Source organism: Sutcliffiella horikoshii (assembly GCF_008180725.1).
In the GTDB taxonomy this organism is placed as follows: domain Bacteria; phylum Bacillota; class Bacilli; order Bacillales; family Bacillaceae_I; genus Sutcliffiella_A; species Sutcliffiella_A horikoshii_B.
On the sequence record NZ_VTEV01000005.1, the window covers coordinates 106,626 to 122,208 of the forward strand.

The following is a 15,583-nucleotide window of genomic DNA, read 5'->3' on the forward strand; positions in this document are numbered from 1 at the left end:
TCCTCCATGGTGGCTCATGTCAAACGCTCTCTTTAATACATTATACATCGAACCTTGGATTCCTTTATAAATCGGTCTATTAATTATTGTTTTTCAGAAAAAGCTTTCAAGTCAGCTTTCTGCACTTAACGGAATCATAATCACAAAGCGGCAACCTTCTGTGTAGTCGGGATCTATTTGAATGATTCCATGATGTTGTGTAATAATCTTTTTGGCGATGGCCAGTCCAAGTCCTGTTCCTCCAGTGTATGTACTGCGGGATTCATCCACGCGGATAAAAGGCTCAAACACTTTCTCATGATAATCTTTAGGAATTCCTTTCCCCTTATCTTCTATAATAAGAATAGCATGTTTGTCATCTTCCCTTAACGATACAGCAAGGAGTTTACCTCCATAAGCTATGCAATTTTGAAGAATATTGGTTAGTGCCCTTTCGAAAAGATGAACCTCCAGTTTCACTGTCATCAAATCATCGGGGATTTCCACATCGTAGTGAATGCCTTTTGCCTCGAGTTCATTCACAAACGAAGTGAATATATCTCTGATTACTTCTGTAAGGTTTTGATCCTCCAAGGCAACCCAGCTCGCACCCATATCGAGCTGGGATAGATCGAAGAGATCTTGAATCAACCGGTTGGCTTTTGTGCTATTGGACATGATGATGGAAGAATATTGTTGTCGCTCTTCGTGGCTGAGAGAAGGAAATTGGGATAAGGTTTCTGCATACCCTTGAATATTCATAAGTGGTATTTTTAGGTCATGGGAAATGTCTAAAATCAATTGTTTTCTCAGTAACTCTGAACGCTCCTTCAAGCTAATTTCCTCTCCAATTTTTGCAGCCATCCTGTTAATATTCTCCTTTAGTTGATTCAACTCCTTATTTGCCTGAAATTGAATTTCTGTTTCATAATTACCTTTTATAATACTATCCACACCGGTCAGAAGCTTTTCAACCGGCTCGATAATCTGAGTGGAAGTACGTTTTACATACCAACGCAAAATAAAAAGTAAACAAATCGTGAAAAAGAGAACAGTAAACAAGAATACATCGAGAAAAAATCTTTCTACAGGTAAATATAATAAGAGATACTCCTCTCCGTTACTAGGAATAATGAGATCTGTCTCATAATGATCTATTTCACTTAAGAAGGCATTAGGTTCGTATTGATAGCCAGCTTCATTTGGGCTGTTATATTGTTTAACAACCCTATAGTCCCGACTGACGATTTCAAGATAGGCATTCTCAGGTAATTCATGCTTTTGAAAAGAGGTTTCAAGTCCTTCCCGCTCTATGTCTTCATACAGTTCTTGAAAAAATTCTTGATCCACTTCCTCGTACACTGACTCCACATAAATAGTATTGGCAATCAAAGTCACGGCACCAATCACTAATAGAATAAGAAACAAAAGAGTATAGTTGACTAAAAATTGCTTCTTTATGGGCATTTCTTTTTTCTTCATGAGGGTAAGTAGTTTCCTAATTTTCATGTCGTACCATACGATATCCTAACCCCTTGATTGTTTTAATATAAGTCGGTGATTTAGGATTTTGTTCAATCTGTTCTCTGATTCTACTAATATGGACCATGATAGTATTACTGTCTCCAAGGTAATCTGAGTTCCACACCAACTCATATAACTGGGCTTTTGTGTAAAGACGATTCTGGTTTCTCATAAAGATGGAAAGCAGCTGAGTTTCTTTCGGCTTTAATGGAAGGACTAATCCGTTTTTAGTAATAATCTGATTTTCTGTATGAAACTCCAAATCACCATTTCGAATAATCGTTTCTTCCTTAACTTTTTCATAATCTGTACATCTACGAAGTAAAGCTTTCACCCTTGATATCAGTTCAAGCATGCTGAATGGCTTTACCATATAATCATCCGCTCCCAAGCCGAATCCCTTAACTTTATCGTCATCTGTTCCTCTAGCTGTTAGCAACATGATAGGAATTCTTGAATGCTCCCTCACCCTTTGTATAACCTGCAAGCCGTCCACACCAGGCATCATAAGATCTAATAAAAGTAGGGCCGGGACCCTTTCCTCCAACTTCTCCAATACCTCCTCTCCACTATATGATTGATCTACCTGATAACCTTCTTTCCATAAATGAAGACTAAGCAATTGGTTTATTTCTTTATCATCTTCTGCAATATATATCATCTTTCGCATATGTGTACTCCTTGATCTAGTCAATATCCCCATATTTTATCATGAAAACGCTCCACAAAATTTACTTTTAAGGTTTATTTAAGGTTGGGTTAAGGATGTGTTTACTTTTATAAATTAAGATCTGTTTGCTACTGCTAATGTAACGAAAAAATTATAGCTCTAATACAGGCAGACCTTATTCCGAATTCAAATGAAAATCTATTAAAAAGTTTAGAAAAACTAACAATTGATTTAGGTAAAAAGGGAAAAGACGCCAAGTTTGGAGTAGGTTTAATAAAAAACGAATAGAAGACTGATAACCATGAAAAGAAAATATTTTAAAAGTTTAGTTGCATTGATTATTTTCGCTATTATTGTTGCCACAGTTCCATCCAAGACTGTAAAAGCTACTGAAATGGAAAACAACTATTTAAATAGTGATGACCTGTTAGAAAAACAATATGATAACACAGACATATCCTATAATATCTATGACACTGAAGCCAACTTCCAAGAGATTTTGATAGAAGTGGATACAGATACGAGCGCAAAAGCGAAAATAGAATTAGATTACTCCCGAAATCATGGCATTTTGAATGGAATGTGGGTAGATGAAAATGGTCAAATTCAAGAAGAAAGTTATACAATCGAAATGGAAGGTGATAATTGGTTATTAACAAATAAAGCTACCAATGAAACTTTCAATATTAGTGAAACAGAAATAAGTGCTTCTGCCTGGTGGATACCTGTTCTAATTTTAGTTGCAAAAATTGGGAAACACGCAGCAAAGTTAAAGAAACTAAATGTAGATGATGCGTTAAAGAAAATTCCGAAAAACACAGTAAAAATGAGTGATAAAGAATTATAGAAGATAGTTGGAGATGTTCATGAATTTAAAGCTGATTATGTACCAAAAGGAACACCCGTTTCGCATTTTAATGTTTATAAAGATAAGGATACAGGGAGACTTTGGCTTTTTGAAAATCAAGGTGCTAAACGAAAAATTCCAACTTATGAAGTAAATTATTCAAGGAGTGTAAGGAAAATGAACAATATATACTGCACACTAACTTTTCATAGTAATAAAGAAAAGTTCGATTTGAGCATTTTTGAAAGCAAAATTCAACTGTACAGAAAAACTTCATGGTCAATTGGAGATCTGCAACACCCGAATTATCAAGATTCAGCTCGCCTTGACAGTACAGCAGTAATTAAATCTGAGACATCAAAAGACCATGATGGAAAAGAAATAATTTCATCATTCTTTCATTATCTTTATTCCAAGAAAGAAGGTATTTTGGAACTAAAAAATCAATATAATGCCACTCTTTATTTTGATCTTATTGTAAATCAAGATTCAAGCGATTCACCAGTAATTTTCTTAGATCCTAATCATTTGACTCTCTTAAGTGAACTTGATGCTTCTATGAACGTTTCCATATATGATTATAGATAACAACTTTGAAGCCAATAAAGAAACGCTTGAATATAAATCCTTCAAATATTTTTTTAAAAAAAGTGATCCAGTTTCTGATCCGCTCCGTTAGGTAAGTGAAACCAACTAAAAAGGAGTGCTTAGAACATGAACTGGAAAAAAGCAATCGTAGCCGTACCACTTAGCGTAGGATTATTAGTACCGACTTTTCAAGTAGCAAGTGCACATGAAGGTCATAACCACGGAATGGAAACATCCGTATCCACCCCGGCATCGGATTTAAGAGCTTCCTTGGATGCATTATTATCAGAGCATGCTTTCTTGGCAGTCGTAGCCATGCAAAAGGGCATTGACGGAGCAGAAGACTTCGATCAAGCAGCTAGCGCATTAAATGCAAACACAGATGACTTATCCGCAGCTGTCGCTTCCGTTTACGGAGAAGAAGGCGGAGCAGCATTCAAAGAAATTTGGAGCAGCCACATTGGTTACTTCGTCGATTATGTAACCGCAACAGCGGAAGACAATGAAGAAGGCAGACAACAGGCGTTAGCCGAATTAGATGAATATACAGTAGAACAAGCAGCGTTCCTTGACACTGCAACAGAAAGTCGCTTAAAGGCAAGTGAACTTGAAGCTGGTTTGAAAATGCATGTGGAGCAACTAGTATGGGCATTTGATAACTATGTCGCTGGTGACTTTGAAAAAGCATACGAAAACATGCGTCATGCCATTGAGCACATGTATGCACCTGGAAAAGGGTTATCTTGGGCGATCACAGACCAATTCCCGGACAAGTTTGAGAATACTAGTGTCGACACACCAGCAGCAGACTTACGTGCTGACTTAAACCACCTTTTCGCTGAGCACGCAGCATTAGCAGTACTTGCTATGCAAAAAGGAATTGATGGAGCTGGTGACTTTGAAAATGCAGCAGGTGCATTAAACGCTAACACAGCGGACCTTTCTGCTGCCGTAGCATCCGTTTACGGTGAGGAAGGCGGAGCAGCTTTTGAAGAGATTTGGAGTAGCCATATCGGTTATTTCGTAGATTATGTCGTTGCGACTGGTGAAGAAAATGAAGAAGGTCGTGAAGCAGCAATTGCTGAACTGGAAGAGTACAAAGTAGAGCAAGCAGCATTTCTTGATACAGCTACAGAAGGGCGCCTAAAAGCCGCAGACCTTGAAAAAGGCTTGCAAATGCACGTTGATGAGCTACTTCTTGCTTTCAACAGCTACAATGAAGCTGACTATGAAACTACTTATAACACAATCCGTGAGTCTTATGCCCACATGTTCGGTGTAGGCGAAATGATGTCTGGTGCTATTGTTGATCAATTCCCAGAGAACTTTGAAAAAGACATGCCAACTGACATGCCTGCAGCAGGTATGGGTGGTGCAGCGGACAATGGAATGAACGCTGCTATTGCATGGACTGTTGCCGGTCTGATCTCCGCGATTGTTTTAACGCAAATCATTGCATATAGAAGAAAAGCTACACAAGAATAATAGTTTTAACTAAGAAGAGAGGGGCTTTTCCCTCTCTTTCCTACTATCATTTTCTAAAAGGAGTATAACTATGAGACTACTAACCGCTTTATCATTCATGCTTCTTTTACTGGTCGGATGTAGTTCGGGGACAACTGAAAATCAGACTACTGAAATGGAAAAAACTCCAACCGAAGCAATCGCGTCCAGTGAAACAGCAGCCCCTACCAACAAAAAAACTCCCATCCCCACCCGTACCCAAAACACGAATGAAAACGGGAAAGTTATTAAAGACGAATCCATCAGCATCGAACCCCACCGAATCGAAATCCCCTCCATCGGAGTCGATGCACTTGTGGAACAAGTAGGCGTCATTGAAAACGGTCAAATGGGAGTACCCGAATCTTTTGAAACGGTTGGCTGGTACAATGAAGGTCCCATGCCAGGAGAGCGCGGAAACTCCGTCATCTCCGGACATGTCGACAGCCGTAACGGTCCTGCTGTGTTTTTTGACCTAAAGAATCTTGAAGCAGGTGATGAGATTGTTGTTTCAAATGAAGCAGGTGAATCGCTGACTTATGTTGTAGACAGAATAGAGACTTATCCTGAGGACAAGTCTCCTGTTGAAGCAATTTTTGATTACTCGTTTCAGAGCAATTTAAACCTGATTACCTGCACAGGGACGTTTAATCGAGAAAGCAGAAATTATTCCGACCGGTTGGTTGTGTATAGTAGTTTGAAGAAGTGAGAATAGAGTGAGGTCTTCGTGTAGATTGATGATGAAGGCCTCTTTTTGTTTGTTGGTAGGTGGGAAAGGTGAATATGAGCTTAGTTAAGACGTTCACTGGGCAGTTCATTCCGTTTGTCAGGACCTCACTGACCTTAATTCTTGCTAACTGAGGTCTTCATACTGCTTATCAGGACCTCTCTGACCTCATTTCTTGCCAACAGAGGTGCTCATACCATCTATGAAGACCTCTCTAACTTCGATTCTTGCTAACTGAGGTCTTCATCGCGCCTATCAGGACCTCTCTGACCTCATTTCTTGCCAACTGAGGTCCTCATACCATCTATGAGGACCTCTCTGACTTCGATTCTTGCTAACTGAGGTCTTCATACTGCTTATCAAGACCTCTCTGACTTCATTTCTTACCAACAGAGGTCTTCATCGCGCCTATCAAGACCTCTCTGACCTCATTTCTTGCCAACAGAGGTCCTCATCCCATCTATGAAGACCTCTCTAACTTCGATTCTTGCTAACTGAGGTCTTCATACTGCTTATCAGGACCTCTCTGACCTCATTTCTTGCCAACAGAGGTCCTCATACCTTCTATGAGGACCTCTCTAACTTCGATTCTTGCTAACTGAGGTCTTCATCGCGCCTATCAGGACCTCTCTAACTTCGATTCTTGCTAACTGAGGTCTTCATCGCGCCTATCAGGACCTCTCTGACCTCATTTCTTGCTAACTGAGGTCTTCATCGCGCCTATCAGGACCTCTCTAACTTCGATTCTTGCCAACAGAGGTCTTCATCGCGCCTATCAGGACCTCTCTGACCTCATTTCTTGCCAACAGAGGTCCTCATACCTTCTATCAAGACCTCTCTGACTTCATTTCTTGCCAACTGAGGTCTTCATCGCGCCTATCAAGACCTCTCTGACCTCATTTCTTGCCAACAGAGGTCCTCATACCATCTATGAAGACCTCTCTAACTTCGATTCTCGCTAACTGAAGTCTACATAGCGCCTATAAGGACCTCTCTAACCTCGATTCTCACCAACAGAGGTCCTCATACCTTCTATGAGGACCTCTCTAACTTCGATTCTCGCTAACTGAAGTCTTCATAATCTCTTACTTTACCGAGCCACACTCCCAGCCTCTACAACACGGCGCCCCTTCTTCTCGCCTATTTCCGGATGCACTTTTCGTATAACAGACGGTCTTGCCATGATAAGTGTGATAACGATAAGCATCCCCGCTGACAAGAGCAAGATCAACTCTCCAGGAAAGATATCATACAACACGCCATAAATCACCATGCCGAGTGGAATAAGCGCCATCGCCATCGTTTCGATTATAGAGAACACTCGACCTTTGAACTCATCGTCAATGGTTTTTTGAAGCATTACTTGCAATGGCGTATTGACAATAATAATGAGCGACCCGAAGCTAAACATAAGAAGCATATAATAAGTGAACATCATCCAATAACTCATCGGCCATAAGAGTGGTAGGGAGATAGACCCCATTACTGCACCAAGACCAATAATCCCTCTCTTGGAGACTAGTACCGGAAATTTCACTTCTTTTCTAGCTGAAAAATATATCGACATTAATAGCATGCCAAGCGAAAATGCTCCTTGCGTAAAACCGAAATGTTGCGATTTAATTTTTAAATTTTCAATCAAGATGTACGAATACCCCACCTCATAAGCTCCAAAAAGGAAATTAATGAGCAAACTAATCCAAAGCATGACCATGATGGTTTTTTGGAATCGCAAATAGCTTAAACCTGCTTTCATGCTTTGCCACATGGACTCCTTCTTCTCCCCCTCTTCTACATTAATCTTTTCAGCAGAGAACAGGCGGAAGTTCATCGTAGCTTCTAAAATCACGGCAATTACGGAAGCAACAATAAAAATAACAAGAAAAACCGGAATCGGTACTGTTCCATATAATAGTCCACCAACAGCCGGGCTTCCAATAGCCGCAAAGGAAATGGCCATCTGATTCATCGCCATTGCTTTTTGAATTCGAGCCTGATCAATTAAACCTGTAATGGATGAAGTAAATGCTATACCAGAGAACATAGAAGTCAAAGAAAGGATACTAGTTGTTGTGTAAATCGCTATGAGGGAGAGTCCTGATGTAAGGGTGTAGATGAGTAGGCCTATGATAGCAAGAGTTGTGGCTATTTGTGAGAAAATAACAATCTTTTTTCTAGAATACCGATCCGTGATGGCTCCGGCAAATGGTCCTGCAAGCGTTCGTGGGAGAAAATTACAAAGAAGATTTGTCGCAAAGCTAGTTGCAGATCCAGTTAGCTGCAATATATAGAAGCTGATGGCAAATGCATATACCTGCGATCCAAAAGTGGAGATTAACTTACTAATCATAAAGGTGTACAAATGATATGTCGCTCTTTTCAATTTTAAGCTTTCTTCCATAAAAAGCACCCCGTTTTAAAAAGTTTAATTTAATTAAACAAATCGTACCATATCAAGGTATTCCAATTCAAGGAAAAGTTTAATATAATTAAACAAAATATTTTTTCTAGGAGTGCACACCTATATGCTCGGAGATCGGATACGAAAATTAAGAAAACAAAAGAAAATGACTTTGGAAGGACTGGCTGGGACAGAGCTGACAAAAGGAATGCTCAGTCTAATAGAAAATAATAAAGCCAACCCTTCTATGGAAAGTCTTACATATATTGCCCGTCAGCTTGGGGTGGAAACGGTAGAACTATTGGGAGAGGTTAGTTCTGAGGAATTGCGCGAAACTTTGGAACGCGCCGAAAAGATATTTAACATCCCATTCAGAAACCAAGAATTTCCAGATAAATATAGGCAGCTGATTGAACTAATTCAGCCCCACATCGGCAAACTTTCCAATGGGTATGAAAGTGCAAGGTTGATGGAGATTTACAGCTACGCGCTTCAAATCGAGAAAAAGCCAGGTTGGGAAAGCCTTCTAGATATAGCCGCTGATATGTTCGACCAAATGAATATCTCTTCTAATCGGACTGCTATTGGAATTTTTCGTTCCAATATCGCTTTTTTTGAACACAATTATCATGCAGCGCTCAAAATCTTAATGGCCGAACGGAATGAAATTGAAGCAAAACATGCATACATTGAACCAATGGCCCGACTGGACCTTGATTACAGTGAAGCAATCTTGTTATATGCAGTAGGGAACTCAAAGGCGGCCATCGAAACTATGGAAAAAGCCCTTGCCTATTCCAAGGAAAAACGCATTTTCTACCTGATTGATGACCTATATCGCCTTGCAGCTGCACATGCATTAATGGAAGGAAATAAAAAAGAAAAGGATTACTACCTGTTGAAGTTGAAGCAATACGGAGAATTCGCTGACCATATTTCCTCCATCTACTTTTGTGAACTGTTTGAAATAATTGAATTGATTTCGGATAGGCAAGAATATACAAAAGCACTTGAAAAAGTTGAAGAATGCCTCTCGTCTGGGGAATTAATGGATTTTTATACACCGTGGTTCAATCTAGAAAAAGCAAAAGCACTCTACTATCTTGGCAGGTTTGAGGAGGCACTCCGATGTATTAATAAGGTGGTTATTCCCGACATCCACCACCCGATTGACCTTTCCAATTTCTATCTAAAAGAATCCTACCAGGCTCTCATTTTGATGGAGCTTGGTAGGACAGAGGAAGCCTTGACTGCTGCACAAAAAGCCGTCGAAAACTTCGAGCCCCTCCTAGATTCAAAAATAAAAGATTTCAGTATGAAAGTGTTAAAGCAAGTGAATGGGTAACAGAGACAGGCACGACGCCCCACTAGGGATCGCCGTGCTTGTCCCCTAAAACCTCAAAAAATACTCTTTAAAATTTTCTGATACCTGTTAGAATAAATCTTAATAAATTTCACGAAGAATGGGGTTTTCACAATGGAGAACTTTTTTCTATTTGTCTTAATGAGTATCTTACTTATCATTCTGCCTGGTCCGGACACTGCGATCGCCACGAAAAACACTTTATCTGCCGGCAGAATGGGCGGATTCAAAACCGTTTCAGGTACCTTTTGCGCCATCCTCATTCATACCATTGCAGCCGTAGTTGGTCTATCTGCCATCATAGTTAAATCTGCATTTCTGTTCTCTGTCTTCAAATATGTTGGTGCTGTTTATCTTGTCTATTTAGGGGTTAAAACAATCTGGGCACTTCGCCACAAGAAAACGGAAATTCCAATGGACAGCAATGTTGCTAATAAATTTAAAAATCAATCCCACTTTAAACAAGGCTTCCTAACTAATATGCTTAATCCAAAAGTTGCGGTCTTCTTCCTGACCTTCCTGCCGCAATTCGTTGACCCAGGAACGAACACAATTGGACCATTCCTTCTGATGGGAGTTACCTACGCCATCCTGACAGCCATTTGGTTTGCCCTTTATATCTATCTAGTTGATCAAATTAGTGCATTCATGAAAAGGCCACGGACAACTACAGTGATTGAATCGATTACAGGTATCGTGTTGATTGGTTTTGGGGTGAAGTTGGCATTGGAGAAGGGCTCACAGTATTAAAAGTCAAAATAATAATAAGCCAAACAACCTATGTGATTAGGCCGTTTGGCTTTTTTTAGTTTTTACATGAAGGCATTCCAGGTACTTCCCCGCTTGATGGCTCCAACCTCTTTTGCTTACACTGTTCCTCGAGGCCAACCATCAGGAGTTTCTGGATCGCTATTGTCTCAGGTGTTCGATTGGATGGATAAGCAAGATTGGTTTCTTCAAAGGGATCACTAGTCAAGTTATATAATTCATATTGGTCTGGGACTGGTCTCGTTTTAGTAGTAGTGATACATAATGCACAATCAACATGGTCACCGGTGGATGTTTGTGAGACTTGAGTAGTTGTGACGTTCTCGACTCCCGGATCACTCCAAAATTGTGGGTTGTCGTAATAACGTGTAAGTTTCCATATTTCTTTTGTCCCATTCTCACCTGTGGAGAGTTTCGTGATAATAGCTTCGGTGTGGTTTGGTTGAATGACAGAGTGATAGGGTTCCCCGGTTGCAGACACTTGATTGAGACCTTGGGTGACATCGTCATCACTCATAAAATAAAGTGGTTCATCGGCACGATAAAATTTGTTTTTCCCCTTGAGCAGCGGTGTTAGGTCACGACCAACTAAAGGGTGAACTTCTGTGTGATCACGTTTGAGTTTTTTTTGAATCACTTCTACGTCAATGTCTGCGAGTCCTAACAAGGTCGGCAATACATCAACATGGCTTGTTAACATATCAGTGGTTTCTTTTCCAGAAAAGAGTTTTGGACTATGGATAATCAATGGCACATGGATAGATTCCTCATAAGTGTTATACCATTTCTGATAAAGGCCTCCATGTGCACCAAGCAGTTCTCCGTGATCAGACAGAAAAATGACAATAGTATTTTCGTAAGAAGTGGAATCTTGTAAGGTCCTAAAAACCCTCCCCATCTCTTGGTCTGCTTTCTTTTGCAAGGAATAATAGAGCTGCCTGTATGAAACGTTATCCCTGATTGGCTGGAGTGCCTTTGGATAGATTTCCTTGTAGCTTTCTTGGGCGGATGGTTTGGTACTTAAAGATTCATTGGCAGTCGGCGGTGGCGGAATGAAAGGCACGGATGGATCAACTTCAAAATTGAACAATGGACTTAGTTCTGTGTAAATACCATAGATAGCAATGTCATGCGGGTTGACAAGCGAGCACATGACAAACCATGGAGGGGAATCTCTATCGCAATCCTGTTCTAACGACTGAAGGAGTTCTACTGTTTCCTGTGCATAGATGACGTCCCTTCCGCTCAATCCAATGGCTGCTGAGCTAGCTGAATTCCTAGGAGATGAGCCGTGCGGTTCCGGTCCCACCCAACCATCAAATCCGTAACCATCAAGGCGGTTTGAAGCAAGGTATTTTTCTACATTGCTCTTGTCCGGTCTGCCTGTAGAGGTATAGCTTGGCAGAGAGTTTTTGGTTCCTGGTATGAGAATATCCTCCTCCGAGGCATGCCATTTTCCCTTCCAATAGGTTTTGTAACCTGCTGCCCGGAAATATTCGCCCATCGTCGGAACAGTATTAGGATCAAGCCAAAACATATCAGGGTCAAACGAGGTTTTCGCTGCACCACTCGTTTGTGTCACCCCATGAAGGGATGGATATTGCCCAGTATATAAAGTAGTTCTGCTTGGAGAGCAGGCAGTGCTTCCGACATAGTGTTTAGTAAACTCAAAGCCGTTCTTCTTTAAGACCTCTTGAGTTTGCAAGTTTTCCCGTTGCCATTTTCTAAGTTCTTCGTTTTCATATATGCTTGGGTAACGCTGCTGATCTACCATAAGGATAAGAAAGTTTGGTTTCTTGATTGTCCGTGGTTCTTTAGCCATCGTTGTCCCACCTTTACTGTTCTTTATGTCTCTTCTTAACTATATGCGCAGTGTTATTAGCTTATTTCTGGGACAGGACCTTGACCCTTTGCCGTTCGAATTGCCTATCTCTTTTCCCCACTACAGTGTTATAATAGGACCAGATGTGAGGTGTTAGGAAATGAATAAACGATGGACTATAGGTAAAATAAATGAATTTGTGGAAAAGAATTCAGATAGTAAACTGTTATCGACTGAATACCACGGATTCTCTCAGAAGTTACTGTTTAAATGTGCTTGTGGCAGCAACTTTGAAAAGACTTTTACAAAATTTAAGAATAACAACCAACGCAAATGTGACGTGTGTCAGCCACCAAAGGCTTCACGTTAATAGATACTGTTAAAAGTGCCAATTGAGTTTGGCACTTTTTTGTTTTGTCTTCTATATGTTTATAAAACCTTTCGGTGGCAGGAACTCTAACGGTTTTATCGAAATAGTTGTTATCGAATACTTTTAAGGAGGAATGAGCTATGTTTCCTACATATACCGTCATGTCCTTTAATCTCCGAGTTATTGTACCGACCGATCCTTTTTCCTGGGATGACCGTAAACATTGGATTGCAGAAACTATTAATACCTACACCCCTGACATTATTGGAACACAGGAAGCAACCATTCCCATGCTCGAATGGCTAACAGATAGATTCAAAGAGTCCTATGAAGTATACGCAGTCAATCGCACCGTCTCCACAGAGGTTGGAGAATTCAGTGCTGTATTTGTTAAAAAGTCCAGTTTTACTATAGATTCAAAAGGATCCTTTATGCTATCAGAAACTCCAAATAATATCGGAAGTATGGGCTGGGATGCACACTGCGAAAGAATTTGTTCTTGGGTGGAGCTTGTTCCAAAGGATAATACAGAACCCGCTTTACGCTTTTTCAATACGCATCTTGATCATATGGGGAAACTTGCAAGGAAGGAAGGATTGAAACTAGTTCTTGACGTGATTCGTAGTAAAGATAACGCGCATAGTTTACCTGTTATTTTAACCGGGGATTTTAATGATGTACCTGAGAGTGAGGCATTAGCGGAAGTATCATCCATGAATAGCTGCTATTCTTGTTTTACTGAAGTAGAAATGGAAAACAGCCTTACTTTTCATGCTTATGAGGGCGGAATAAAAGGCAGGCCGATTGATTACATTTTTGGTGCTAACGGGGTAGAGTTTCTTACAGCCACCATTATCAGAGACAGTTTTGATGGTGGGTATCCGTCCGATCATTATCCGGTTTTGGCAACGGTTAAGCTCAGCAAATTAAATAAACAAGGAGTGGATTAACATGACCACCAAAACAATATTACAGATCACATCTTTATCAGGCTACGAACAAGAAATTGGCCGTGCTCTATGGTGTTTAGAAGATGTACGCCGCAACCTTACTAAGAAAATAATAGGAATCAGGCAAAGTGAGCTTGATAGAAAAATAGAATCTAGACATTCCATCGGATCTTTGTTGTACCATATTGCTTATGTAGAAGCTGGTTGGCTATTTGGGGAAGTAATGGAAAAAGACGCGTGGGACTCAGAAATAGAAGAACTTTTCCCATTGGATGGATGGCCTGACGGGAAACTGGTACATATAGATGGAGACACTATTGAAACGCATCTTCACCGTTTAAAAAAAGTGAGAGAGACCTTGCTTTCCCATTTTCGTTCTTTAAGTTTAGAAGATTGGCACAGGGCTAGGGTGTTTGAGGAATATGATGTAACTCCTGAGTGGGTAATTTACCACCTTACTGAGCATGAAGCACACCATCGGGGACAGATTTTTCAGTTGTTGAGGGAGATTCGAAATTTGGAAGACAAATAGAGAGTTATAATCTGTTAATAACAGCTTGTACTTTGCTCTGAAGACCTTTTTGGAGTGTTTTTCTTGTTGAAAATGTCTTCATCTCTACCATGAAGACATTTTCGCGACGAATTACAGGTTGAAAGTGTCTTCATCCCCGTTATGAAGACATTTTTGCATGGATTTATCCTGTAGTATTGTCTTCATTCTTTTCAACCTTAGGTTTTTTTATAAATAAAGGACGGCTCTATCGCTTCCATAGCAATAGAGCCGTCCCTTTAATTTATCTAGACAAGGATGTAACGACATCTCCTAATCTCTGAATACCTATCTCAATATTCTCCTCACTCTCATAACTGAATGACAGACGGAGATATTCGGCCCCTTTTGTCTGGTCGAGGAAAAAGTATTTGCCTGGAAGAAAAGATACCCCGCCATCGGTTGCTTTTGATAGGAGTTTCTCTGTATCTACTTCCGGAATCTTCACCCATACAAAATAACCGCCTTCTGGTACAAACCATGACGTATTTTCTGGTAGGTACTTTTCAAGGGCTGTCAGCATAACACGGCATTTTTTCTGATAGGTCTTACTTAAAGTCTGCAAACGCGATGTAAAATCTGTATTCTCCAAAAGTGTGGCCATGGTCGCTTGTGAGAAAGGATGCTCCAAATCTTTTTTAAACCAGAACAAAGCTTGGATGAATCTTTCTGTAGCATGTACCCACCCAATTCTCATCCCAGGGGCCACCACTTTTGACAAAGACCCGACATAGAGAACCCTGTCTTCTGTATCCATGGACTTGATTGTCTTAGGTTTATTAGTAAAACCTAGTTCACCATATGCATCGTCTTCTAATACCAGGAAGTCGTATTCCTCTGCAAGATCTATAACATGACGTCTCCGCTCATTGGACATTGTTGTCCCAGTTGGGTTGTGAAACGTTGGTATAGTGTATAACAAGGTTGGTTTCGTCATCCCTTTTTGCTTTCTCTCCGCAAGCATCTCCGCTAATAGTTCTGTTTGGAGTCCGTCCTTATCAATCGGAACTGTTATTATCCTATCTGTGTAGTTATGAAAAATCTCGAGCGCCTCCATGTATGTTGGTGACTCGACTATCACGACAGCTTCTTCATCCAGAAAAATACGTGCAATCAAATCGATCGCCTGGCATGCACCGGATGTAATTAATAGCTCGTCATCCTTTGCGGGCATACCACGCTCTTCCTGCCTTATCCTCACCCATTCTTTCAACTTATCAATTCTTGGACTTCCTATGTAATGAAGTGGAAGGTCGTTTTCTTCTTCGAGCAATTGAGCTACTGCTTTTTTTAATTCTTTACTCGGAACAAGGTGAGGTGCCGGATATCCGGAATGCAAACGAATGGCGTTAGCGGGTACGGATGGGAACCATTCGCCGGGCGGATTATTTTGTAAGGCTGCTTTGATGTTTTTTGGAAAAAAGGATTCCTTGTTCATTCATACCAGACACCTTTCTAATATATGAGTTCCTTCTATTTTAAACCTACACTTAGTTGGCAAACAATAGAGCAAATCCTATT

General features: G+C 40.4%; 14 protein-coding genes. 9 read left to right on the forward strand and 5 right to left on the reverse strand.

The genetic code is table 11. The features are described 5' to 3' along the window. Nucleotides 1-111: 111 nt before the first annotated feature. Complete coding sequence (locus FZC76_RS12890) at nt 112-1,461, reverse strand: sensor histidine kinase (RefSeq protein WP_187442064.1); 1,350 nt, start codon at nt 1,459-1,461, stop codon at nt 112-114. A 16-nt stretch (nt 1,462-1,477) separates the two neighbouring features. Further along, on the reverse strand, nt 1,478-2,173 hold the full coding sequence (locus FZC76_RS12895; RefSeq protein WP_222928510.1) for a response regulator transcription factor: 696 nt from the start codon (nt 2,171-2,173) through the stop codon (nt 1,478-1,480). 301 nt (nt 2,174-2,474) lie between these two features. Between FZC76_RS12895 and FZC76_RS12900 the strand changes: the two genes are divergently transcribed. The 4 genes from FZC76_RS12900 (at nt 2,475) to FZC76_RS12915 (ending at nt 5,820) form a co-directional block, all read left to right on the forward strand. Continuing rightward, a complete protein-coding gene (locus FZC76_RS12900; protein ID WP_148988593.1) occupies nt 2,475-3,020 on the forward strand; it encodes a hypothetical protein in 546 nt (181 codons plus the stop codon). Between the two features lie 177 nt (nt 3,021-3,197). After that, entirely contained in the window at nt 3,198-3,608 is a 411-nt protein-coding gene (locus FZC76_RS12905; RefSeq protein WP_148988594.1) for a DUF4279 domain-containing protein, read from the forward strand. A 126-nt stretch (nt 3,609-3,734) separates the two neighbouring features. Further along, nucleotides 3,735-5,093, forward strand: coding sequence for a copper amine oxidase (locus FZC76_RS12910; protein ID WP_148988595.1), 1,359 nt, complete (start codon nt 3,735-3,737; stop codon nt 5,091-5,093). A 70-nt stretch (nt 5,094-5,163) separates the two neighbouring features. Continuing rightward, complete coding sequence (locus FZC76_RS12915; RefSeq protein WP_148988596.1) at nt 5,164-5,820, forward strand: class F sortase; 657 nt, start codon at nt 5,164-5,166, stop codon at nt 5,818-5,820. Between the two features lie 1,108 nt (nt 5,821-6,928). Here the strand turns inward: FZC76_RS12915 and FZC76_RS12920 are convergent. Then, on the reverse strand, nt 6,929-8,239 hold the full coding sequence (locus tag FZC76_RS12920; protein ID WP_148988597.1) for an MFS transporter: 1,311 nt from the start codon (nt 8,237-8,239) through the stop codon (nt 6,929-6,931). 124 nt (nt 8,240-8,363) lie between these two features. Here FZC76_RS12920 and FZC76_RS12925 point away from each other — a divergent pair, with 124 nt between their 5' ends. Further along, a complete protein-coding gene (locus FZC76_RS12925; RefSeq protein ID WP_148988598.1) occupies nt 8,364-9,584 on the forward strand; it encodes a helix-turn-helix domain-containing protein in 1,221 nt (406 codons plus the stop codon). A gap of 132 nt (nt 9,585-9,716) precedes the next feature. Further along, the gene (locus FZC76_RS12930; RefSeq protein ID WP_148988599.1) at nt 9,717-10,352 is read left to right on the forward strand and encodes a LysE family translocator; all 636 of its coding nucleotides are present in this window, start codon (nt 9,717-9,719) and stop codon (nt 10,350-10,352) included. Nucleotides 10,353-10,407: 55 nt separating this feature from the next. On the opposite strand, the gene FZC76_RS12935 is transcribed toward FZC76_RS12930, so the two are convergent. Continuing rightward, on the reverse strand, nt 10,408-12,192 hold the full coding sequence (locus FZC76_RS12935; RefSeq protein ID WP_148988600.1) for a sulfatase-like hydrolase/transferase: 1,785 nt from the start codon (nt 12,190-12,192) through the stop codon (nt 10,408-10,410). A 160-nt stretch (nt 12,193-12,352) separates the two neighbouring features. Between FZC76_RS12935 and FZC76_RS23475 the strand changes: the two genes are divergently transcribed. From FZC76_RS23475 to FZC76_RS12950, 3 genes are all read left to right on the forward strand, one after another. After that, nucleotides 12,353-12,562: a hypothetical protein gene (locus tag FZC76_RS23475; RefSeq protein WP_148988601.1), complete on the forward strand. Its 210-nt coding sequence runs from the start codon at nt 12,353-12,355 to the stop codon at nt 12,560-12,562. 140 nt (nt 12,563-12,702) lie between these two features. Continuing rightward, nucleotides 12,703-13,512: an endonuclease/exonuclease/phosphatase family protein gene (locus FZC76_RS12945; protein WP_148988602.1), complete on the forward strand. Its 810-nt coding sequence runs from the start codon at nt 12,703-12,705 to the stop codon at nt 13,510-13,512. A gap of 1 nt (nt 13,513) precedes the next feature. After that, the gene (locus tag FZC76_RS12950; RefSeq protein WP_148988603.1) at nt 13,514-14,044 is read left to right on the forward strand and encodes a DinB family protein; all 531 of its coding nucleotides are present in this window, start codon (nt 13,514-13,516) and stop codon (nt 14,042-14,044) included. 262 nt (nt 14,045-14,306) lie between these two features. Here the strand turns inward: FZC76_RS12950 and FZC76_RS12955 are convergent, their stop codons facing one another. Beyond that, nucleotides 14,307-15,500: an aminotransferase-like domain-containing protein gene (locus tag FZC76_RS12955; protein ID WP_148988604.1), complete on the reverse strand. Its 1,194-nt coding sequence runs from the start codon at nt 15,498-15,500 to the stop codon at nt 14,307-14,309. Between the last annotated feature and the right edge of the window lie 83 nt (nt 15,501-15,583).

Bases quoted from the DNA above. Each gene is read 5' to 3' on its own strand.
- FZC76_RS12935 (WP_148988600.1), bottom strand. From the start codon at position 12,192: ATGGCTAAAGAACCACGGACAATCAAGAAACCAAACTTTCTTATCCTT.
- FZC76_RS12905 (WP_148988594.1), top strand. From the start codon at position 3,198: ATGAACAATATATACTGCACACTAACTTTTCATAGTAATAAAGAAAAG.
- FZC76_RS12895 (WP_222928510.1), bottom strand. From the start codon at position 2,173: ATGCGAAAGATGATATATATTGCAGAAGATGATAAAGAAATAAACCAA.
- FZC76_RS12900 (WP_148988593.1), top strand. From the start codon at position 2,475: ATGAAAAGAAAATATTTTAAAAGTTTAGTTGCATTGATTATTTTCGCT.
- FZC76_RS12950 (WP_148988603.1), top strand. From the start codon at position 13,514: ATGACCACCAAAACAATATTACAGATCACATCTTTATCAGGCTACGAA.
- FZC76_RS12925 (WP_148988598.1), top strand. From the start codon at position 8,364: ATGCTCGGAGATCGGATACGAAAATTAAGAAAACAAAAGAAAATGACT.
- FZC76_RS23475 (WP_148988601.1), top strand. From the start codon at position 12,353: ATGAATAAACGATGGACTATAGGTAAAATAAATGAATTTGTGGAAAAG.
- FZC76_RS12890 (WP_187442064.1), bottom strand. From the start codon at position 1,461: ATGAAGAAAAAAGAAATGCCCATAAAGAAGCAATTTTTAGTCAACTAT.
- FZC76_RS12945 (WP_148988602.1), top strand. From the start codon at position 12,703: ATGTTTCCTACATATACCGTCATGTCCTTTAATCTCCGAGTTATTGTA.
- FZC76_RS12955 (WP_148988604.1), bottom strand. From the start codon at position 15,500: ATGAACAAGGAATCCTTTTTTCCAAAAAACATCAAAGCAGCCTTACAA.
- FZC76_RS12915 (WP_148988596.1), top strand. From the start codon at position 5,164: ATGAGACTACTAACCGCTTTATCATTCATGCTTCTTTTACTGGTCGGA.
- FZC76_RS12930 (WP_148988599.1), top strand. From the start codon at position 9,717: ATGGAGAACTTTTTTCTATTTGTCTTAATGAGTATCTTACTTATCATT.
- FZC76_RS12910 (WP_148988595.1), top strand. From the start codon at position 3,735: ATGAACTGGAAAAAAGCAATCGTAGCCGTACCACTTAGCGTAGGATTA.
- FZC76_RS12920 (WP_148988597.1), bottom strand. From the start codon at position 8,239: ATGGAAGAAAGCTTAAAATTGAAAAGAGCGACATATCATTTGTACACC.